Origin of the sequence: Crossiella cryophila (genome assembly GCF_014204915.1) — a bacterium.
In the GTDB taxonomy this organism is placed as follows: Bacteria; Actinomycetota; Actinomycetes; order Mycobacteriales; family Pseudonocardiaceae; genus Crossiella; species Crossiella cryophila.
Genome location: NZ_JACHMH010000001.1, coordinates 4,180,982 through 4,203,198 on the forward strand (window position 1 = coordinate 4,180,982; position 22,217 = coordinate 4,203,198).

Annotated in this window: 15 protein-coding genes; 11 read left to right on the forward strand and 4 right to left on the reverse strand. The window is 70.2% G+C overall.

Annotated features, from left to right (window positions below):
- The first annotated feature begins 20 nt into the window (after positions 1–20).
- Positions 21–728, forward strand: a complete 708-nt coding sequence (locus tag HNR67_RS18685) for a GntR family transcriptional regulator (protein WP_185003532.1) — start codon at positions 21–23, stop codon at positions 726–728.
- A 185-nt stretch (positions 729–913) separates the two neighbouring features.
- On the opposite strand, the gene HNR67_RS18690 is transcribed toward HNR67_RS18685, so the two are convergent.
- Entirely contained in the window at positions 914–1,510 is a 597-nt protein-coding gene (locus HNR67_RS18690; RefSeq protein ID WP_185003533.1) for a TetR/AcrR family transcriptional regulator, read from the reverse strand.
- 318 nt (positions 1,511–1,828) lie between these two features.
- Here HNR67_RS18690 and HNR67_RS18695 point away from each other — a divergent pair, with 318 nt between their 5' ends.
- The 6 genes from HNR67_RS18695 to HNR67_RS18720 all read left to right on the forward strand — a co-directional run bounded on the left by HNR67_RS18695 (position 1,829) and on the right by HNR67_RS18720 (position 9,694).
- Positions 1,829–4,360: a PQQ-dependent sugar dehydrogenase gene (locus HNR67_RS18695; RefSeq protein ID WP_312987563.1), complete on the forward strand. Its 2,532-nt coding sequence runs from the start codon at positions 1,829–1,831 to the stop codon at positions 4,358–4,360.
- 534 nt (positions 4,361–4,894) lie between these two features.
- Positions 4,895–6,142 (forward strand): ergothioneine biosynthesis glutamate--cysteine ligase EgtA, encoded by a 1,248-nt coding sequence (gene egtA / locus HNR67_RS18700; RefSeq protein WP_185003535.1) that lies wholly within the window; start codon positions 4,895–4,897, stop codon positions 6,140–6,142.
- Positions 6,139–7,485 carry an ergothioneine biosynthesis protein EgtB gene (gene egtB, locus HNR67_RS18705; RefSeq protein ID WP_185003536.1) on the forward strand — a complete coding sequence of 449 codons (1,347 nt, stop codon included), beginning with the start codon at positions 6,139–6,141 and terminating at the stop codon, positions 7,483–7,485. Before egtA ends, egtB begins: the two co-directional genes overlap by 4 nt.
- A gap of 2 nt (positions 7,486–7,487) precedes the next feature.
- Entirely contained in the window at positions 7,488–8,240 is a 753-nt protein-coding gene (gene egtC / locus HNR67_RS18710) for an ergothioneine biosynthesis protein EgtC (protein WP_185003537.1), read from the forward strand.
- On the forward strand, positions 8,237–9,211 hold the full coding sequence (egtD, locus tag HNR67_RS18715; protein WP_185003538.1) for an L-histidine N(alpha)-methyltransferase: 975 nt from the start codon (positions 8,237–8,239) through the stop codon (positions 9,209–9,211). Before egtC ends, egtD begins: the two co-directional genes overlap by 4 nt.
- Positions 9,212–9,223: 12 nt before the next feature.
- Positions 9,224–9,694, forward strand: a complete 471-nt coding sequence (locus HNR67_RS18720) for a nitroreductase family deazaflavin-dependent oxidoreductase (protein ID WP_185003539.1) — start codon at positions 9,224–9,226, stop codon at positions 9,692–9,694.
- A 327-nt stretch (positions 9,695–10,021) separates the two neighbouring features.
- On the opposite strand, the gene HNR67_RS18725 is transcribed toward HNR67_RS18720, so the two are convergent.
- On the reverse strand, positions 10,022–10,492 hold the full coding sequence (locus HNR67_RS18725; RefSeq protein ID WP_185003540.1) for an SRPBCC family protein: 471 nt from the start codon (positions 10,490–10,492) through the stop codon (positions 10,022–10,024).
- Between the two features lie 1,280 nt (positions 10,493–11,772).
- Positions 11,773–12,948 carry a trans-sulfuration enzyme family protein gene (locus HNR67_RS18730; RefSeq protein WP_185003541.1) on the reverse strand — a complete coding sequence of 392 codons (1,176 nt, stop codon included), beginning with the start codon at positions 12,946–12,948 and terminating at the stop codon, positions 11,773–11,775.
- 87 nt (positions 12,949–13,035) lie between these two features.
- Here HNR67_RS18730 and HNR67_RS18735 point away from each other — a divergent pair, with 87 nt between their 5' ends.
- From HNR67_RS18735 to HNR67_RS18750, 4 genes are all read left to right on the forward strand, one after another.
- On the forward strand, positions 13,036–14,487 hold the full coding sequence (locus HNR67_RS18735) for an aminotransferase-like domain-containing protein (RefSeq protein ID WP_312987565.1): 1,452 nt from the start codon (positions 13,036–13,038) through the stop codon (positions 14,485–14,487).
- Positions 14,488–14,569: 82 nt separating this feature from the next.
- Entirely contained in the window at positions 14,570–16,381 is a 1,812-nt protein-coding gene (locus tag HNR67_RS18740; RefSeq protein WP_185003543.1) for a LamG-like jellyroll fold domain-containing protein, read from the forward strand.
- A gap of 104 nt (positions 16,382–16,485) precedes the next feature.
- On the forward strand, positions 16,486–18,102 hold the full coding sequence (locus HNR67_RS18745) for an alpha/beta hydrolase (RefSeq protein WP_312987567.1): 1,617 nt from the start codon (positions 16,486–16,488) through the stop codon (positions 18,100–18,102).
- Positions 18,103–18,376: 274 nt separating this feature from the next.
- Positions 18,377–19,231, forward strand: a complete 855-nt coding sequence (locus HNR67_RS18750) for a glutamate ABC transporter substrate-binding protein (RefSeq protein ID WP_407645133.1) — start codon at positions 18,377–18,379, stop codon at positions 19,229–19,231.
- A gap of 69 nt (positions 19,232–19,300) precedes the next feature.
- On the opposite strand, the gene acnA is transcribed toward HNR67_RS18750, so the two are convergent.
- Entirely contained in the window at positions 19,301–22,057 is a 2,757-nt protein-coding gene (acnA, locus tag HNR67_RS18755; RefSeq protein WP_312987569.1) for an aconitate hydratase AcnA, read from the reverse strand.
- Positions 22,058–22,217 lie beyond the last annotated feature (160 nt).

The following is a 22,217-nucleotide window of genomic DNA, read 5'->3' on the forward strand; positions in this document are numbered from 1 at the left end:
ATGGCAACTAGGAGGCGCTCGTGCCCAGGCCGCGCAATGACACGCCGACGGCCAAGGTAACCGAGCTGCCCGGACTCAGCGCGCCGACCCCGTTGGGCAATCAGCTGTATCGCCTGCTGGAGGAGGCGATCCTGGACGGCACCCTGGCCCCGGGACAGCGCCTGGACCCGGAGGAACTGGCCGCCCATTTCGGGGTGAGTCGTATCCCGATCCGTGAGACGCTGCGCGCGCTGGACGCCGCGGGCTGGATCGAACTGCGGCCGCGCGACGGCGCCTTCGTGCGCACCTGGTCCACCCAGGAGGTGGTGGACTTGTTCGAGGCGCGCACCGTGCTGGAGGGCGAGATCTCGGCCAAGGCCGCGCTGCGCCGCACCGAACCGCAGCTGGCCCGGCTGACCGAACTGGTCGAACTCGGCCGGGAGGCCCTGGACTGCGAGGAACCCGAGCGGCTGCCCACCATCAACGAGCACTTCCACGCCGCGATCGCGGCCTGCGCGCACAACGAGGTCCTCGCCGGCATCCGGGCCGGCCTGGCCAAGCGGGTCCGCTTCTACTTCGCCGCGGTCGCCCCCGCCCGCGGCGCGGACAGCATCGCCGAACATCAGGCCCTGGTCACCGCGATCCGCAACCGCGACGCCGGCCTGGCCGCCGAACTCGCCCGCCAGCACGTCCGCCGCACCCGAGCCGCCCTCGGCGAACACCTCACCGAAGCCAGCCCCGCCCCCTAACCCACCCACAACACCCAAAACCCCACCCCAAAACGGCCAACACCCCGTACGACAACGGCCAACACACCGTCCCAGAACGGCCAACACGCGCGAGGCATGAACCCCGCCCCGCGTGTTGGCGGTTCTTGTACGCAGTGTTGGCGGTTCTTGTACGCCTTGTTGGCCGTTGTCGTACGGGCCGGGGGCTAGGGCAGGGTGCGGCGGTGGCGTCGCACGGTTTCCTCGACCAGGTCCAGCACCGGGTCCAGGTCGTCGGCGGGCAACCCCATCGCCAGGTGCGAGACCAGACCTTCCAGGACCAGTTCCAGGAACCCGGTCAGCACGTCGACATCCACGTCGTCGCGCAGGTTCCCGGCCTCCCGCTGCCGCTGCAACCGGGCCCGGGTGGCCGCGGTCAGCGCCTCGGACCGTTCGGCCCAGCGGGACCGGAAGTCCGGGTCGGTGCGCAGTCGCCGGGAGACCTCCAGGCGGGTGCCCAGCCAGTCCGCCGGGTGCTCGCCGCCGTCGTGCGACTCGTGCTTGAGCAGCTCGCGCATCACCTGCACCAGGCCCTGCTCGGCCACCACCTGCGCCATCCGGTGCGCGTCGTCCTCGGCCAGCGCCAGGAACAACGACTCCTTGTCCCGGAAGTGGTGGAAGATGGCGCCGCGGGAGAGCGCGGTGGCTTCCTCGAGGCGGCGGACCGTGGCACCCTCGTACCCGAAGCGGGCGAAGCAACTCCGCGCTCCGTCGAGGATCTGGCGGCGGCGCGCGTCGAGGTGGTCCTGACTTACCCGTGGCACCTACTGATCGTGACAGTCCGAACCGGGCGGGTGCAAACCGTACGTACGTACTTCACAGTCTGGGATTCATCCCACGGCCGATCGGGTTCATTCCTGCAAACGTTCTCGCAACCCGACGACCGGCCGTTGACAGTCCGGTGTCCCGGTGGTGTTATCTGGCCCGCAGGTTAGGAAACTTTGTTTACTGTCCGCGTTTTCACCGGACAGGCACCAGGTGAGTCCGCCAGCTCGCGCACGTCCGCCGCCCCCTGCAGACGACCGCACTTCCGCAAGCTGTGTGAGGTAACTGTGGCAACGAGTCCAACCCGGTCACGACGTGTGACCGCGGCCTCCATCGCTGTGGCGCTCGCGGCGTTCGCCGTGGGCTCCGCTCCCGCCGCGAGCGCGGCGCCCACCGACCACGAGGCCGAGGACGCCTCGATCTCCCAGGGAGTCGTCGAGTCCAACCACGCCGGGTTCACCGGCCGGGGCTTCGTCAACTACGCGAACGTGACCGGCAGCTACGTCGAGTGGACGGTCACCGCGGCCGCCGCGGGCACCCAGACCCTCACCCTGCGCTATGCCAACGGCACCGCGGTGAACCGGGCCATGGACGTCGCCGTCGACGGCGCGATCGTGGCCAACGACCTGGCCTTCGAGGGCACCGGCGCGTGGACCACCTGGACCACCAAGAACATCACCGCCACCCTGAAGGCGGGCGCGAACAAGATCCGGGCCACCGCGGTCACCGCCAACGGCGGCCCGAACGTGGACAAGCTCTCCGTGGAGAGCACCGACACCCAGGCCCCGACCCCGCCGCCGAACCTGCGCTCCACCGGCAAGTCGGCCACCTCGGTCTCGCTGGCCTGGGACGCGGCCAGCGACAACGTGGGCGTCACCGGCTACGACATCTACCAGCACGGCCAGCTGATGAAGAGCGTCGGCGCGGTCCTGTCCGCCACGGTGGACAACCTGGAGCCGGACACCCTCTACGACTGGACCGTCTTCGCCAAGGACGCCGCGGGCAACGTCTCCCAGGCGTCCAACCCGGTGCCGGTGCGCACCGACCCGGCCCCGCCGGACAACGAGAAGCCGACCATCCCCGGTTCGCTGCGCTCGCCCGGCAAGACCTCGACGAGCATCGACCTGGCCTGGACCGCCTCCACGGACAACGTGAAGGTCACCGGCTACGAGATCTTCACCGACGGCGCGCAGACCGGCACCGCCGACGGCAGCACCACCACGCACACCGCGGCCGGCCTGGCCCCGAACAAGGCCTACACCTTCCAGGTGCGCGCTCGGGACGCCGCGGGCAACCGCTCCGACCTGTCCGCCTCGATCACCGTGACCACCAACCCCAGCGGCGGCACCGGCGTGCCCGAGCCGGGCGCGGTCAGCCAGATCGTCGGCGGCGTGGACGTGGCCTGGGGCCTGGCGTTCCTGCCCGACGGCTCCGCGCTGGTCACCGAGCGGGAGAGCTTCAACGTGCTGCGGGTGACCCCGTCCGGTCAGAAGACCGTGCTCGGCAAGATCCCCGGCGCGCAGAGCACCGGCGGCGAGGGCGGCGCACTGGGCCTGGAGGTCTCGCCCAACTTCGCCAGCGACGGATTTGTGTACATCTACCACACGGCCGGTTCGGGCAATCAGCTCGTGCGGGTCAAGCTGGAGGGCAACACCCTCTCCGGCTGGCAGACCCTGCTCAGCGGCACCCCGAAGAGCCGGTTCCACAACGGCGGCCGACTGCGCTTCAGCCCGGACGGCAAGCACCTGTTCATCTCCACCGGTGACGCCCAGAACGGCCCGAACGCGCAGAACCTGAACAACAACGCGGGCAAGATCCTGCGCCTCAACGCCGACGGCAGCATCCCGGCGGACAACCCCTTCCCCGGCAAGGCGATCTGGAGCTACGGCCACCGCAACGTGCAGGGCCTGGACTTCGACTCGCAGGGCCGGTTGTGGGCCTCGGAGTTCGGCAACTCCAGCCAGGACGAGGTCAACCTGATCACCAAGGGCGGCAACTACGGCTGGGACAAGTGCGAGGGCACGTCCGGCTCGGGTTGCGCGGGCACCATCCCGCCGAAGAAGACCTGGTCCACCGCGGCGGCCAGCCCCAGCGGGCTGACCATCATCAACGACCACGTCTTCGTCGCCACCACCAAGGGCGAGCGGATCTACCGGATGCGCATCGACGCCAGCGGCAACCTGGTCGACCAGAAGATCTACTTCCAGGGCAGCTACGGCAGGCTGCGCACGGTGGAGGTGGACAAGCAGGGTGACATCTGGCTGACCACCAGCACCGACAAGGACGGCACCGCGAACAACGACCGCATCCTGCGCATCGACGTCCAGTACGACGGCGGCGAACCCCAGCCCGGCGACTTCAAGCTGGCCAGCACCGCCTTCGCCGACAACGCGATGATCCCGGCCCGGCACACCTGTGCCGGGGACAAGGTCGCGGGCCAGGACCCGTCCCCGCCGCTGGCCTGGGGCGCGGGCACCGCGGGCGCCAAGGCGTACGCGATCGTCTTCGCCGACCGGGTCAACAACGGCAACAAGCTGCACTGGGCGATCTGGGACATCCCCGCCTCGACCCTGAAGCTGCCCGATGACCTGCCGGCGGGCTTCACCGTCCCCGGTCAGGGCGGCGCCAAGCAGAAGGCCATGGGCAGCGGGGCCAACGCGCAGAAGTTCTTCGGCCCCTGCCCCGGCGGCAACACCAACCCCTACACCTTCACCCTGTACGCCCTCAACACCACCACGGTGCCGGGCCTGACCTCGGGCTCGACCATGGCCCAGATCGAAGCGGCCATCAAGGCCAACAGCACCGCCAACACCGTGCTGCGCGGCCGCTCCAACGCCAAGGCCGGCTGACCACCCCAGCCGGTAGCCGCTGCGGGCGCAGCCAAGGACACCCAGCCCAAGCTGCGCCCGCAGCACCCCGGCTTCGCTTATCCAGCGACCCCGGAGAGGCAAATTCCGGCGGTCGGAAAGCCTGAAACTCAGTCCAACTCGGCAAGTCCGCAGCCCAAATCGAAACCCACCCGAACCCTCGGTCCACAAAAGTCCCAGCGATCAGCGAAGCCGCCACCAAACAAAGCAAAACAAGTGGTAGAGGCCACCCTCCCGCTTAAACCCGCCGAATTTGCGAACCGCCCCCCAAACCCCCTCGATTGGGCAGCCTTCGTCGCCTGCCCCTTCATTCCAATTCGGCATGACCCAGGGCCCCAAACCAAATCGTCCGGCTCGCCGCCCACCAGCAGCCCCGGCCACCCCAGCCCAAGTACCCGGGCCAAGAACCTCGCCCCCAGCGGCACCGACCCCCGGCAAGCCGATCGTTGGAGTGCGAGGTTCACTTTCGGCGTGTAGCTTCGGATGTCGGTCGATCACAAGGGGTGATCAAAAGTGATGCCGTCAGAAGCCACCACCTTCGCGGAACCGCTGTCCCAACCGCTGCACGACCGGGCGGAGGCTGAGGCATATGTCGCCTCTGTCTGCTTCAAAACCGGCCCACCGGCGCTGGTCGGGGTCGAACTGGAATGGACCGTGCACCACGCGGACCAGCCCCGTCGCCCGCTCAGTACGGATACTCTCCGTGACGCTTTGGGTACGCACGCACCACCGCTGCTGGACCCGGGCAGCCCGCACCATCCGCTCCCGAACGGCTCCCTGATCACCGTCGAACCCGGTGGCCAGGTCGAGATCTCTTCCCAACCGGCGCCCAGCCTGGCCGGGCTGTTGCCCGTGGCCACCGCCGACATCGCCTATCTCGTCGAACTCCTGCGCACCGCCGGGCTCCGGCTGGGCCAGCACGGCATCGACGCGCACCGGCTCCCGCACCGCCTGCTCCAGGTCCCGCGCTACGCGGCCATGGAGACCGCGTTCAACCGCCGAGGGCCGGACGGCCGGACCATGATGTGCAGCACAGCCGGACTCCAGGTCTGCGTGGACGCGGGCGAACCCGACCGGGTCGCCACCCGCTGGGCCGCCGCACACGCGCTGGGGCCGGTGATGGCGGCGGCCTTCGCCAACTCAGCGGAGTTCGCCGGGCGGCGCACCGGCTGGGCCTCGGCCCGGATGCGCACCCTGTTCGGCACCGACCCCAACCGCACCAGGGCGGGCGAGGTCAGCACCGACCCGGCCGCGGACTGGGCCCGCCGGGTCATGGACACCCCGCTGATCTGCCTGCGCCGCCCCGGCACCTGCTGGGACGCGCCGCCGGGCCTGACCTTCGGCGCCTGGGCCGACGGCGCGCTGGAGCGCCGTCCCAGCACCGACGACCTGGACTACCACCTGACCACGATGTTCCCGCCGGTCCGCCCGCGCGGGTACCTCGAGATCCGCTACCTGGACACCCAGCCGACCGGCGAATGGACCGTCCCGGTGGCGCTGCTGATCGCGCTGTTCCACCGCGAGTCCACAGTGGACAGCGCGTTGGACGCGGTGAGTCAGGCAGCCGACCGCTGGGTCGAGGCGGCCAGGCACGGACTCACCGATCCGGTGCTGGCCATGGTGGCGCCACGGGTCTTCGACCTGGCGCTGCGCGCGTTGCCCGAGCTAGGGCTGCCAGCCGCCACCAGGGCGCTGGTCGAGGAGACCGTGGGATACCTGTTGGCCGGCCGTGCTCCGGTCGGCGCGGCCGAGGAGCTGGCATGACCACCAACCCAGTCGATCTGCCCATCGAGCAGCTACGCGGTTCCGTCGCGGAATCCTTACAGCGGGCCAGGAATCGCAGCACCGGCCTCACCGAGTCGGTGGACGAGGCCGACCTGGTCAAACAGCACTCCAAGCTGATGTCCCCGCTGATCTGGGACTACGCCCACATCGGCAACCAGGAGGAACTCTGGCTGGTGCGCGATGTCGGCGGCCGCGACCCGGTGCGCCAGGACATCGACGAGCTGTACGACGCCTTCAAGCACCCCCGCGCGGGCCGTCCGCAACTCCCGCTGCTCAACCCGCGGGAGGCCAGGACCTATGTGCGCGAGGTGCGGGAGAAGGTCCTGGACGTGCTGGACACCTCACCGCTGGAAGGCGGCCGGCTGCTCGACGGCGCGTTCGTCTTCGGCATGATCGCCCAGCACGAGCAGCAGCACGACGAGACCATGCTCGCCACCCACCAGCTCCGCATCGGCCGGGCCGTCCTGCACGCCCCGCCGCCACCCGACGCACCGTCCGATGTGGACAGACTTCCGGCCGAGGTGCTCATCCCCGGCGGCCGGTTCGAGATGGGCACCTCCACCGAACCGTGGGCGCTGGACAACGAACGCCCCGCGCACCCGGTGCACGTGGCCGACTTCTTCCTGGACACCACCCCGGTCACCAACGGCGCCTACCGCGAGTTCATCGCCGCCGGCGGCTACGACGACGAACGCTGGTGGAGCGAGGCGGGCTGGGCACACCGGCAGCGCGCCAACCTCTCCGCCCCGCTGTTCTGGCGCTCCGACGGCCACGACGGCTGGCTGCGCAGGCGCTTCGGCGTGCTGGAACCGGTGCCGGACAACGAACCCGTGGTGCACGTCAGCTTCCACGAGGCCCAGGCGTATGCCGGCTGGGCCGGCAAGCGGCTGCCCACCGAACCGGAGTGGGAGAAGGCCGCCCGCTTCGACCCGGCCACCGGCAGATCCCGCAGATATCCCTGGGGCGACGCCGATCCCGGCCCCGAACACGCCAACCTTGGCCAGCGGCACCTGCGTCCCGCACCGGCCGGGTCCTATCCGGACGGCGCCTCCCCGCTGGGGGTGCGCCAGCTCATCGGCGATGTCTGGGAGTGGCTGGACAGCGACTTCACGCCCTACCCCGGTTTCGCCGCCTTCCCCTATGACGAGTACTCCGAGGTGTTCTTCCGCGGCGACTACAAGATGTTGCGCGGCGGCAGTTTCGGCACTGATCAGGTGGCGGTGCGCGGCACCTTCCGCAACTGGGACCACCCGGTCCGCCGGCAGATCTTCAGTGGATTCCGGTGCGCGCGCGACGCGCGACCGGGGGAAGTGAACCGCTAGGCGTGTGCCGCCACCTGGCTTACCTGGGCCCCGCCATGCCCTTGGCCGACCTGGTGCTGACCCCGCCGCACTCGTTGCTGCGGCAGTCCTGGGCGCCCGCGGACATGCGCGGCGGCGGCACGATCAACGCCGACGGCCACGGCGTCGGCTGGTACCCCACGCCCGGCGCCGCCCCGGTCCGGCACCGCACCGCGAGTCCACTGTGGACTGACACCTCGTTCGCCTCCTGGGCGGGTGCGGTGTCCGCGGGTGCGGTGCTGGCCGCGGTGCGCTCGGCCACCGTCGGCATGCCGGTCGCCGAATCCGCCAACGCCCCCTTCCTCGCCGAGGGCTGGCTGTTCAGCCACAACGGAAAAGTCACCGGCTGGCCGCATTCCCTCGCCGCCCTGGCCGACACCCTCCCGGCGACCGACCTGCTCACCCTGGACGCCGCCACCGACTCCGCCCTGCTGTGGGCGTTGCTGCGCAGGCGATTGCGCGCGGGCGAACCCGCCGCGACCGCCGTCGCCGATCTCGTCCGGACGGTGGCCGCGGCCGCCCCGGACTCCCGGCTCAACCTGTTGCTGACCGACGGCACGAACATCGTGGCCACCACCTGGTGGCACTCGCTGTCCGTGCGCCACACGGGAAACTCCGTGACCGTCGCCTCAGAACCAACTGATGATGAGCGCGACTGGCAGCCGGTCCCCGACCGGCATCTGATGCTGGCCAATTCGTCCACTCTGGACATAATTCCCCTTGAGGATCATCGATGACCCTGCCTGTCCTGGACATCCACCTGACTGAGCACGATGCGGCCGCCGCACTGCGCGCCGATGTCCTCAGTGGACTCACCGCCAATCCGAAGTCCTTGCCGCCCAAGTGGTTCTACGACGAACGTGGTAGTGAACTCTTCGAGAAGATCACCGAGCTACCCGAGTACTACCCCACCGGTGCCGAACGCGAGGTGCTCACCCAGGTGGCAGGCGAGATCGCCGCCACCACCGGCGCGGAGACCATGGTCGAACTCGGCTCCGGCTCCTCGGCCAAGACCCGCCTGCTCCTGGACGCCCTGCGCGCCAACCACACCCTGCACCGCTTCGTGCCCCTGGACGTCTCCGCCGCCGCCCTGGTCCAGTCCACCGCGGCGCTGGCCGAGGACTACCCGGGCCTGGAGGTCCGCGGCGTGGTCGGCGACTTCACCCGCCACCTGGGCCGGCTCCCCGTCGGCGGCAGGCGCCTGGTCGCCTTCCTGGGCGGCACCATCGGCAACCTGCTCCCGGCCGAACGCGCCGACTTCTTCGCCGACATCCGCGCCGCCCTGGAACCGGGGGAGTGGCTGCTGCTGGGCACCGACCTGGTCAAGGACCCCGACACCCTGGTCCGCGCCTACGACGACAGCCAGGGCGTGACCGCGGACTTCAACCGCAACGTGCTGCGTGTGCTCAACCGCGAACTGGACGCCGACTTCGAGGTAGACGCCTTCGAGCACGTCGCGGTCTGGGACGAGGACTGGGAGTGGATCGAAATGCGCCTGCGCGCCACCAAACCCATGAGCGTCCGGGTCGACGCCCTGGACCTGGAGGTCAAGTTCGACGCCGGGGAGGAGATGCGCACCGAGGTCTCGGCCAAGTTCCGCCAGTCCGGCGTCCGCCGAGAACTCGCCGCCGCAGGCTTCGACCTGCGCAAATGGTGGACCGACCCGGCGGGTAGGTTCGGGGTCTCGCTAGCCCGCGCCGAGGGATAATAAGGTCTAAACATGAATCTTGTTCGCAACCTGGCGGTCAAGTTCGGCCGCCAGGAGTGGTTCGCCAAACTCGGCCGCAAGCTCGTCCCGCTGGACGTCAAGATCCAGCAGCGCACCAAGGGCAAGATCAGCGTGTCCGAACTGCTGGGCCTGCCCGCCCTGCTGCTGACCACCACGGGCCGCAAGAGCGGCCAACCGAGGTCGGTGCCACTGCTGTTCGTGCCCTACGGCGAGCAGTTCATCGTCACCGGCTCCAACTGGGGCCAGCAACACCACCCAGCCTGGTCGGTGAACCTACTCGCGACCCCCAACGCCCAAATCACCTTGCGCGCCAAGCATTTCCCAGTGACCGGCCGCCTGGTGACCGGCGAGGAGCGGGCGAAGGTCTGGTCCGAGATCGTCAAGGTCTGGCCCGCCTACAACACCTACGCCGAACGAGCGGGAACCCGCGAGATCCGAGTCTTCCTACTCACCAAGAACTGACCCCAGCCGCCGCCCCCGCGAAGCCGCCACAGCCACCAAGCCGCTGTAGCCACCGCGGGGGCGGCCCTGGCTCAACCTCCGGGTAACCACACCGCTCGCCCCGCGCCGCAGCCCGCCGCCGCAACGGCCCCGTCGGCCAGTCGTCACCCCGTCGCCAGCCGTCACACCCGGCCAGTCGGCACCACCCCGCCGCCGAGCCAACCCGCGCGCTGTTCGCCGCCGGTACCCCCACCGCCCACTGTCGCCGCAGCACCCGGCTCGTGGTTCGCCATCGGCAACGTATGCCCCCCGCTCCCGCCTGCCTCCGCCATTGCCGAGCGAACCGACCTACTTCCCCTCCGCCCCTCCCGCCCCCTCCAGATGCCGCTTGGCCAGCCGAACCTCCTCCTCGACCTCCGCCGTCACCCGGCGCCGCAGCAACGGCTCCACCCAGCGCAACCAGCCCCGGAACCGAAAGTTGAGCGTCCGCACCAACCGAGTCCCACCCGCAACCGGCACACACACAAAACTGGCATCAAACTCCGAGAACACCCGCCCCAACCGATTGGCAGGCGCAGGCGCCAACGCGACATCAACCCGCCGCCCAGGCGTCAACCGCATCCGCGACACCGTCACCGGCCCCGGCAACCCCGCCACCCTGGCCCGAAACGCGAACTCGGTCACCTTCCCATCTCGCCGCACCCACAACACGGGGTGGATCTTGCGGTCGACCAGGGCGTACCGCCGCGCGTCCATCACGAACTCCAGCAGCTCCGCCGGCGTGCAGCCGATCGTCGCGGTGACCTCGATCGTGAGCATGCCGCCACGCTAGCCAGCCGCCAGGTCCGACGTCAGCCCGGAAGCCCGGAGGACCCGACGTCAGCCAGGCTCCAGACCCGAAGTCTGGCGAATCCGAAGTAGGGCGAACAGATCGGATCTCGGCAACTCGGCAGGCACCTGCGCCCGCCACTCCCCGCCCCGCGCGGTCCACCCCTGCCACTCCCGCCCCTGTCCCTGCCCCGAGCGCTCCGCACTCCGCGCCCCTGGCCTGAAGCAGGCGCAAGCTGCCCGCCCGCGACGGAGGCGCGGGGGCCGACGTACGCGCGAGCCTCAGGCGGGTGTGACGCTCCCGGGCGGGTGTCACGGGCGGGGACACCGCCACGGGAGCGTCACTCACAGGGCGTTCGGTGCCTCCCGGAGGAGTTCGCCAACACCGAACACCCAGTCATCGCCGCCGCTCAATTACCGCCGCGCACCACGCTCGACGCAACCAGCACGTCGACACCGCGGCCGACGCGCCCGAGGCGGCAGACGCCAGGGTGCGGGCGCGCGGCAGACCACGTGGCGCGGGTACGCCCGGGTGTGGGCGGGCGCGGGCGGGCGAGAAGCGGGCACACGTGAGGGCGGGCGTGCCAGGGCGAGGCGTGCCCGGGGCGAGGGCGGGCCGACGGAGGCGTGGCTGGCACACGAAGGCGGCGAGGAGGGCAGCCTGGGGAGGTGGGCGGCCTGAGCCTGGCGGCCGGGGTGTCGCCGTTCGGTGTCTGGCCTCGGTCCGGATGCCCCCGGAGCAGCGCTCCTGCTTCGCGCCTGCCGTCCGGCGCAACGACCCCCGTCCGGCGCGCGGGCGGGCGGGGGAACAACAACGACCCGGAGCCCTGCACCGGCCCGCCCCTGGAGCACCGGCCCGGAGCATTGCTCCCCCGAAGCGTTGCCCCGTTGCTCCCCGGAGCCCTGTTGCTGGTGCCGTGGGCTGGGCCGTTGCCTTGCTCCTGGGCCGGGGCCGACGCCGGCTGGACCGCGTTGTTCCCCCGCCCGCCCGCCGCTTCCTCTGCGGAACGCTTTTCGAGGCGAAAAGGTTGCCTTTGTGTACCGTTCAACTTTTTTCTCCGCTTGGTGCCGTTCTGATTCCGTTGCGGTGTAAGGGATGCGGTGTTCCGGGGGTGTCCTGGGGGCGGCAAAGTGGTGTTGGAGATGTTGGGTCGGCGGGATTGTGGGGGACTGGGTTGGGTCGGACCCTGCACCGTACTGCCGCGGGGCCCGGCGTGGTTGCGGTCATCCACAGCCTGTGGTCCACCGGCTTGGGTGGGGGCAGGTGGGGGTCAGGCGGGGAGGGCTTGGGCGATGTCTGTCCACAGGTCTTCCGGGTGTTCGATGCCTACCGACAGGCGCACCATCCCGGCCCCGATGCCGGCCGCCGCGAGTTCCTCCTCGTTCAACTGCCGATGTGACGTGCTCGCCGGATGCAGCACCGTCGTCTCCACCCCGCCCAGGGACGCCGCCAGTTGCACCAGTCGTACGCCCTTGGTGAAGGTGTGGCCTGCCTCGCGGCCGTCGGACAGCTCGAAGGCGATCATGCCGCCGAAGTCGGTGAGTAGTTCCTTGGCGGTCTGGTGGTCTGGGTGGGAGGCCAATCCGGGCCAGTGCACGGCCGCCACCGCTGGGTGTTCGGCGAGGCGGGTGGCTAGCAGGGTGGCGTTTGCGCAGTGTTGGCGCATTCGGATGGGGAGGGTTTGGATTCCTCGGATGGTCAGCCAGGCGGCGAAGGGGTCGGGGGTGGCGCCTAGTTCCATGGAATAGTGCCAGACCTTGTGGTGCATTTCCTCGGTGGCGAAGGCGAGGATTCCGCCGGTGATGTCGCTGTGGCCGCCCAGGTATTTGGTGGCGGAGTGCAGGACTATGTCTGCGCCGTGGGTGAGGGGTTGGCACAGCATGGGGGTGGCGAAGGTGTTGTCGACCAGGGTGGTGAGGTTGGCGGCTTTGCCTGCGGCGAGGAAGGTGGGGAGGTTGATCACCCGGGTCACCGGGTTGGCGATGGTTTCCAGGTAGAGGAGGCGGGTGTTGGGGCGTAGGGCTTTTTCGATTTCGGCTGGGTTATCGCCGGGGATGTAGGTCACTTCGATGCCGAAGCGGGCGGCCAGGTCGTTGAGGCTGGCGAAGGCTCCGCCGTAAATACATCGTTGGGCGATTACGTGGTCGCCGGTGCGGAGCAGGGCGAGCAGGGCCGAATTGATCGCACCCATTCCGGAGGCGGTGGAGACCGCGGCCACTCCGTTCTCCAGGGCGGCGACGGTGTTTTCCAGGGCTCTGGTGGTGGGGTTGGCGTAGCGGCTGTAGACGAAGCCGGTGTCGGGGGAGTCCAGTGCCGTTGCCAGGGCGTCTGGGTCGTCGAAGGCGAAGTTGGAGGCCTGGTACAGGGGGACGCTGATGGGGCGGGAGTTGGGCAGGGTGGGGGTGGTGATGTGCACGGCGCGGGTTTCCGGGCGGGTGGAGGTCATGGGATCAAGCCTGGTGGGGGGTGTGGGGGTGGGGACAGCGCCAATCCCGGGTAGATTGGTTTGGCAATGGAGCCAATACCCTGGTCGGTGGACCGACTCGTCGCGCAGCTCGGCCGCTGGTCGGCCGGGCGGGGGCCGCTGTACCTGCTGCTGGCCGAGCGGTTGCGGCAGCTCATCGACTCCGGGCAGCTGCCGCCGCGGGCCGCGTTGCCGCCGGATCGGACCCTGGCCGAGCGGCTGGCGGTGGGGCGGACGACAGTGGTGGCCGCCTATGACCGGCTTCGGCAGGAGCGGAAGCTGGAGCGGCATCAGGGGCGCGGGACCTGGGTGGCGCCGGCGGTGCTCACCGGGTGGCGGGGCGCGCAGGTCGCGCCGGCCAATCCGTTGTTCCTGAACTACCTGGAACCCTTGGACGACATCCTGCCGCTGGCCTGCGCCGCGCCGTACGGGCCGCCGCCGGAACTCGCCGAGGCCTACCAGCGGGCGCTGCCGAAGCTGCCGGGGCTGAACAGCGGCGACATCGGCTACCACCCGATGGGCCACCCCGCGTTGCGGGCCGCGCTCGCCGAACGGCACACCGGCCGCGGGCTGCCAACCGAACCGGGGCAGATCCTGGTCACCACCGGCGGCCAGCAGGCCCTCGCGCTGCTGGCCCGGCTCTTCCTCGAACCCGGCGACCAGGTGCTGGTGCAGGCGCCGACCTACCCCGGCGCGCTGGAGTTGTTCCGGGAGGCCGCCGCGCTGGTGCGGACCGCGCCCACCGGGCCGGACGGCCTGGACGTGGCCGCCTGGACTCGCGCGGTGGCCACCGACCGGCCCGACCTGGCCTACCTCAACCTCACCCACCACAACCCGACCGGCAGCACCGTGTCCACGCTGGCCCGCCGCCGCATCGCCGAGGTCGCCGCCGAGCACGCGGTGCCGGTGATCGAGGACGACGCCCTGGCCGGGCTCGCCCTGGACGGCGGCGAGGATCCGCCCAACCTGGCCACCTTCGCCCCGCCGGGGGTGGTGATCACCGTCGGTTCGCTGAGCAAGGTGGTGTGGGGCGGCCTGCGGCTGGGCTGGATCCGGGCCTCGACGGGCCAGATCGCGCAGCTCGCGCGGATCAAGTCCATCCACGACCTGGGCAGCGCGGTGCTCGAACAGCTCGCCGCGGCCGAACTGCTGCCCGCGCTGCCGGAGATCGCCCGCCGCCGCGGTGAGCAGCTCCGGGAACGGCACGACCACCTGTGCGCCCAACTCGCCGAACGGCTGCCGAGCTGGCGGTTCCGCCCGGCCGGGGGCGGGCAGTGCCTGTGGGTGCGGCTGCCCGGCGGCGACGCCTCCGCCTACGCCCAGGTCGCGCTGCGGCACGGGGTGGCGGTGCTGCCGGGGGACTCGCTGTCCATGGACGGCAGCGGCGCCGACCACCTGCGCATCCCGTTCACCGCCCCGCCCGAGGACCTCACCGAGAGCGTCCTCCGGCTCGCCGCCGCCTGGCGGGCCTACCGGCGCACCGGGCACGCCCCGGCCGCGGTGCACGCCATGGTGGTGTGATCCGCCCCTGTTCACCCGCCGTTCCGGCCGTGTTCGGACTTCGGGTTGCCGCCGTTGAGGTTGGTGTTCCTAACATCCGCCCATGAGTGACGGACCCTCGGCGAACCGGCGCGCCTTCCTGCGCACCAGCGGCCTGCTCGGTGTGAGCGCGACCATGCTGGGCGGGGCGAGCCTGCCCGCGCAGGCCACCCCCGAGGAGGCCGGGGCGGCCACCCACCGGGGCGCGGACACCGAGAACCCGCGCTTCACCCTCGCCGTGGTGCCGGACACCCAGTACCTCTTCGACCTCGACCGCGGCGACCCGGAACCCCTGGAAGCCACCTTCGAGTACGTGCTCGACCAGGCCCGCGAGCAGAACATCGTGTTCCTGGCCCACCTCGGCGACGTCACCGAGAACGGGCGCCCGGAAGAGATCGCCGAGGCCGACCGCGCCTTCCGGGTACTCGACCGCCGGCGCTTCCCCTACAGCGTCCTTGCGGGCAACCACGACATCAACTCGCGCACCGACGACCAGCGCGGCCGCAGCCCCTACCTGGACGCCTTTGGGCCGCAACGGTTCCGGCACTCCCCGACCTTCCGCGGCGCCGCGCCGGGCGGCTACAACAGCTACCACGTCTTCCGCGCCGCCGGCCGGGACTGGCTGCTGCTGGCCCTGGACTGGCGGGTCTCGGCCAGCGGCTACGCCTGGGTGCGGCAGGTGCTCGCCAAACACCCGGGGCTGCCGGTCATCCTCACCACGCACGAACTCGTGCACGCCGACGGCGGCACCGGCGTGGCCGAGCTTTCCGGTGCGGGACAACAGATGTGGGACAAGCTCATCGCCGACGAGGACCGGATCTTCCTGACCCTCAACGGACACTTCTGGCCGCCCGGCCGCACCACGTTGCGCAACAAGGCCGGCACCGAGACGCACCTGCACATCGCCAACTACCAGGACCGCTACTACGGCGGCAGCGCCATGCTGCGGCTCTACCACTTCGACCTGGCACGCGACGTGATCGACGTGGAAACCGTGTCGCCCTGGCTGCTCGGCCGCAAGCCGGAACGGCTGAACGTGCTGGAACGACAGGAGATCCAGCGCACCGGACCCGCCGACCGGTTCACCGTGGAGATCGACTTCACCGAGCGGTTCCGCCGGTTCGCGCCACCGCCGGTGCGCCCGGCCCGGCCAGCGCGCGAGGTGCTGATCCCCGGCACGGTGGCCTACTGGCGCTTCGACCAGGCCGGGCGCTACCCCGACCTCTCCGGCAACGGCAACCACCTCACCAGGGACGCCCTGCCCGGCGCACCCGCCGACACCCTCACCCACACCGCCGAGCACCACCCGGACCAGCCCGGCCACGGCAGCCTGCACCTGCGCGGCGGCGGCTACCTGTGCACCGCGGCCGACGCCCCGCTGAGCAAGCTCACCTTCCCGCGCGGCTACACCATCGAGGCCTTCGTCAAACTGCCCAAGGACTTCGACGGCCGCAACGCCTGGTGCGGCCTGTTCACCACGGTGGCCACCGGCGCGGACGCGGGCAAGACCGGCGACGACCCCCAAGAGCCCCTGGCCACGCTGAACCTCTCCGACGGGGCCGCGTTCCAGTGGGCGGTGTTCCCGCGTAACCAGGAGGGCCTGTCCACCAACTGGGGCCACGAACTGCCGCGCGAACACTGGTGGCACGTGGCCGTGGTCAACGACGGCCGCCGCAGCGTGCTGCACGTCGACGGCGCGCCGCTGCTGCGCAACCCCGCCACCCCGGCCGTCGGCATCCCGGCCGCGGTCGGCGGCTGGCTGATCGGGGCCTACGCCTACGGGCGGAAGGTGGAGAAGAGCTACTACGGCTGGCTCGGCGACCTGCGCATCGTGGACCGCGCGCTCCGGCCAGCCGAGTTCATGATCGGGCGCTGACCAGCGCGGGTTCAGCGCATTCAGTGAATGGCCAGTCCTTGTCCGGGCCGCCGCGGGCTGTGAGGGTTCGACCAGACTTGTTCGACCCAGCTAAGGAGACAGCGGTGGCCCGACAGGGTTTCAGGTGGCTGCGCAGGGCAGGGGCGGTGACCGCGGCGGCGGTGGTCGCGGCCACCGCGCTGACCGGCACCGGCGCGGCGGCGGCCGATGAGGAGAACCTCCAGCAGTTCGGCCTGGAGTCGGTGAAGTGGGCGCCGTGCCCCGACGCGGTGTTCGTCAACGACCCCCAGGCCGACCGCACCCGGTTCGGCTGCGCCACCTACAAGGTGCCGATCGACTACCGCAAGCCGAGCACCGGCTCGGTGGAGATCGCGCTGCTCCGGCGGCTGGCCGACGACCCGGCCCGCCGGATCGGCTCGATGTTCATCAACCCTGGCGGGCCCGGCGGCTCCGGCTACCTCGGTCCGATCCGGGCCGACCGGCGCTACGGCGCCGAGGTGCTCAAGCGGTTCGACATCGTCGGCTTCGACCCGCGCGGGGTGGCCCGCAGCAGCCCGCTGCGCTGCTTCAGCACCGCCGAGGAGGCGGAGAAGGTCTTCTCCCGGCAGCCCTCGGTGCCGTTCACCGCGCAGGAGGTCAGGGACGCCGTCCAGGCCGGCAAGGACTACAGCGCGGCGTGCGCGAAGAACGCCGGGCCGCTGATCCGGCACATGTCCACCAAGAACGTGGTCCGCGACCTGGACGTGCTGCGCCAGGCCGTCGGCGATGAGAAGCTGACCTTCGTCGGCTTCTCCTACGGCACCCTGATCGGGTCCACCTACGCCAACATGTTCCCCAAGCGGACCCGCGCGATCGTCATCGACGGCAACGTCGACCCCGAGCTGCGCACCGGCGACGGCCTGGAGTCCGACCGGCAGCGCGCCGAGGGCTTCGAGCTGGCCCTGGACGGCTTCCTCAAGCGCTGCACCGCGGCCGGACCCAAGTGCGCCTTCAGCGAGGGCGACACCCGGAAGAAGTTCGACGCGCTGCGCACCCGGCTGCAGCGTGAGCCGATCGCCCTGCCCACCGGGGTGAAGCTGACGCTGAGCGCGTTCACCAGCAACGTCAGCAGCGCCATGTACGGCGCGGCCAACTTCGCGCCGCTGGCCGTGGCCCTGCAGCAGGCATACACCGCGATGAACCCGGCCGACGCGGGCATCATGGCCGAGTCCGCCACCGAGGCCCCCTCGGACTTCCTCACCAAGAACGACCCGACCGGACGCCGGGACGCCCTGGCCGACACGCCCTACACCGGCGACGACTCCTTCTACGGCGTCAACTGCATCGACAAGCCCTACCTGCGGCTGTCCGCGGCCTACCCGGTGATCGCCAAGATCTGGGAGCGGCAGTTCCCCACCTTCGGCCGCTTCCAGGCCTTCGACGCGGTGCCCTGCGCCAGCTGGCCCGGCGGCTCGGACCGCTACGCCGGACCGTGGCACAAGAAGACCGCGAACCCGATCGTGGTGATCGGGAACTACTACGACCCGGCCACCCCGTACGCGTTCTCGCAGCGGATGGCCAAGCAGCTCGGCTCGGCCCGCCTGGTCAGCGTGGACTCCTTCGGCCACGCCATCCTGGGCCGCTCCAAGTGCGCCGACGACATCACCACGGCCTACCTCTCGGAGCTGAAGGCCCCGGCTGACGGGATCATCTGCCAGCCCAACGCCCAGCCCTTCGCGTGAGCCGCTGAACCCGGCCGCGAACGCGTCCACACGACCCCGTCCCGGGCTCCGGGGCGGGGTCGCGCGCGTGCCGGGACCGCTGTCGATCTGTGTTATCGATTAACCAACAAGAGCACTCGATCTGCCAGCGACTTTCGGCCGTTCTCGGAGAACGGACGGTCGAGTGGAGGCAGCGCAACGTGCCCGCATCGGAACGGTCACGAGGGGTGAAATCCTTTGCCCGCGCATGACCAGACTGCACGCCTTGAGTGAATGGGCGGGAGGGCACAAGGAGATGCGCAAGTCAGGCACGCTCGGCTTCCGTGCCGCGGCGGCCGTGCTGGTGGCGATGGTCCTCGTCGCCGGCTGCGGCACCGCGCCGGAAGAAGAGGCCAGGGATGTCTCGGTGGTCAACCGGGCCGCCAAGACCAAGAAGCTCACCATCGGCATCGCCTATGACCAGCCTGGCCTGTCCGAACGGGTGGCGGAAGGCAAGTTCGAAGGCTTCGACGTGGACGTGGCCGAGTACGTGGCCAGGGAACTCGGCGTGGAGGCCGGCAACATCACCTGGCGGGAGACCAGGGCGGGGGACCGGGAGAAGTCGCTGCGGGACGGTTCGGTGGACCTGGTGGTGACCTCGTTCTCCATCACCGAGGACCGCAAGACCCGGATCGCCTTCGCCGGGCCGTACTTCATCGCCGGGCAGGGGCTGCTGGTGCGGTTGAACACCAACGACATCACCGGCCCTGAGTCGTTGAACGGCAAGAAACTGTGCACGGTGCCGAACACCACCTCGGCGCAGACCATCAAGGACCGCTTCGCCAAGACCACCCAGCTGGTCGAGTACTTCCGGTACTCCGAGTGCATCAGCGCCCTGCTGCTGGGCAACGTGGACGCGGTGACCACCGACGACGTGATCCTGGCCGGGTACGCCGCGCAGAACCCGGAACTGCTCAAGGTGGTGGGCAAGCCGTTCAACCCGGAGCACTACGGGATCGGCATCGCCAGGGAGGACCTCTCCGGCCGCGGCAAGGTGAACACCGCGATCGAGAAGATGATCAGCAGCGGGGAGTGGAAGAAGTCCCTGGACCGCAACATCGGCCCGTCCGGCTACCCGGTCCCGGTGCCGCCCGCGGTCACCGAGCGCTGAGCGCCCCGGACCTGGAACGGGGCGGGAAGACCATCGGCCTTCCCGCCCCGTTCGGTACCGCTCAGGTGGTCAGCTGCGGACCATCTTGCGCAGCACGTACTGCATGATGCCGCCGTTGCGGTAGTAGTCCGCCTCGCCGGGGGTGTCGATCCGCACGACCGCGTCGAACTCGACCTGCTCGCCGCTGGTCTTGGTCGCGGTGACCTTGACCGTGCGCGGGGTGGTGCCGTTGTTCAGCTCGGTCACGCCGGCGAAGTCGTAGGTCTCCGTGCCGTTCAGACCCAGCGAGACCGCGGTCTGGCCGGCCGGGAACTGCAGCGGGAGCACGCCCATGCCGATCAGGTTCGAGCGGTGGATGCGCTCGAAGGACTCGGCGATGACCACCCGGACGCCCAGCAGGCTGGTGCCCTTGGCCGCCCAGTCCCGGGAGGAACCCGAGCCGTACTCCTTGCCGGCCAGGACCACCAGCGGGATGCCAGCCTCGGCGTAGGCCGCGCTGGCCTCGTAGATGGTGGTCTGCTCGCCCTCGGCCAGGAAGTTGCGGGTGAACCCGCCCTGGACGTCATCCAGCAGCAGGTTGCGCAGCCGGATGTTGGCGAAGGTGCCGCGGATCATGACCTCGTGGTTGCCGCGGCGGGAGCCGTAGCTGTTGAAGTCCTTGCGGGCCACGCCGTGCTCGCTGAGGTACTTGCCCGCGGGCGAGTCCGGCTTGATGGAACCGGCCGGGCTGATGTGGTCGGTGGTGACCGAGTCGCCCAGCAGGGCCAGCACCCGGGCGCCGCTGACATCGGTGACCGGCTTGGTGGCCATCTCCATGCCCTCGAAGTACGGGGGCTTGCGCACGTAGGTGGAGTCATCGGCCCACTCGAAGGTCTTGCCCGTGGGGGTGGGCAGGGACTTCCAGCGCTCGTCACCGGCGAAGACGTCGGCGTAGTCCTTGACGAACATCTCCGAGTTGATCGAGGTCGCGATGACGTCCTGGATCTCCTGCGGGGTCGGCCAGATGTCGGCCAGGAACACCGGCTTGCCGTCCGGGTCGGTGCCCAGCGGCTCGGTGTTGAGGTCCAGGTCCATGGTGCCGGCCAGCGCGTAGGCCACCACCAGGGGCGGGGAGGCCAGGTAGTTCATCTTGATGTCCGGGCTGATCCGGCCCTCGAAGTTCCGGTTGCCCGAGAGCACCGAGACCACCGACAGGTCGTTGTCGTTGATCGCCTTGGAGATCTCCTCCGGCAGCGGGCCGGAGTTGCCGATGCAGGTGACGCAGCCGTAACCGACCAGGTGGAAGCCGAGCTTCTCCAGGTACGGCAGCAGTTCTGCCTTCTCGTAGTAGTCCATGACGACCTTGGAACCCGGCGCCAGGGAGGTCTTCACCCACGGCTTGCGGGTCAGGCCGCGCTCCACCGCGTTCTTGGCCAGCAGGGCCGCGCCCAGCATCACCGACGGGTTGGAGGTGTTGGTGCAGGAGGTGATCGAGGCGATCGCCACGTGCCCGTGGTCCAGGGTGGTCTCGGTGCCGTCGGCCAGGGTCACCGGGACGGTGCGGTGCGGGCGGGCGCCGTTGGCCCGCGCGTTGTGCGCCGGCGCGTCGGAGGCCGGGAAGGACTCCTCGCTCGCCTCGTCCACGCCGTCCTCGTCCGCCACGTAGTTGCGGATGTCGGTGTGGAACTGCTCCTTGGCCCGCGACAGCGAGATCCGGTCCTGCGGCCGCTTCGGGCCCGCGATGGAGGGGACCACCGAGGACAGGTCCAGCTCGAGGTGCTCGGAGAAGTCCGGCTCGGCGGCCGGGTCGTGCCAGAGGCCCTGCTCCTTGGCGTAGGCCTCGACCAGCGCGAGCTGCTCGGCGCTGCGGCCGGTCAGGCGCAGGTAGTCCACGGTCTCCTGGTCGATCGGGAAGATCGCCGCGGTGGAGCCGAACTCGGGGCTCATGTTGCCGATGGTGGCGCGGTTGGCCAGCGGCACCGCGGTCACGCCCGAGCCGTAGAACTCGACGAACTTGCCGACCACACCGTGCTTGCGCAGCATCTCGGTGATGGTCAGCACCAGGTCGGTGGCGGTGGCGCCGGGGGGCAGCTCGCCGTGCAGCTTGAAGCCCACCACGCGCGGGATCAGCATGGACACCGGCTGGCCGAGCATCGCGGCCTCGGCCTCGATGCCGCCGACGCCCCAGCCGAGCACGCCGATGCCGTTGACCATGGTGGTGTGGCTGTCGGTGCCCACCACGGTGTCCGGGTAGGCCTGGCCGTTGCGGATCATCACCACGCGCGCCAGGTGCTCGATGTTCACCTGGTGCACGATGCCGGTGCCCGGCGGGACCACCTTGAACTCGTCGAAGGCGGTCTGGCCCCAGCGCAGGAACTGGTAACGCTCGCGGTTGCGCTCGTACTCCAGGTCCACGTTGCGCTCGAAGGCGTCCGGGCGGCCGAAGATGTCGGCGATCACCGAGTGGTCGATCACCAGTTCGGCGGGCGCCAGCGGGTTGACCTTCGAGGGGTCGCCACCGAGCTGGGTGACGGCCTCGCGCATGGTGGCCAGGTCAACGACACAGGGCACGCCGGTGAAGTCCTGCATGATCACCCGGGCCGGGGTGAACTGGATTTCGGTGGCGGGATCGGCTTTCGGGTCCCAGCTGCCCAGGGCGCGGACGTGGTCGGCGGTGATGTTCGCCCCGTCCTCGGTGCGCAGCAGGTTTTCCAGCAGGATTTTCAGGCTGTACGGCAGACGCTGGGCGCCCTCCACGGCGCTGAGCCGGAACACCTCGTAGGAGGCGTCGCCGACGGTCAGCGTGCCGCGTGCGCCGAAGCTGTCCTTGCTCACGGGTGCGGTCACGTGCAACTCCATCTCGCGGCGGTGCAAGTTCGGGGAACGAGGGCGAGTCTTGCGCACCCGAGCCGAGCGCGCCGCCGTGCCCTCCTGACTCTAACAGTACGCTTGTCCTATATTCACCTTCAACCGGGGGTGGGGCGTGTCGGGTTGGATGGGACGTGGC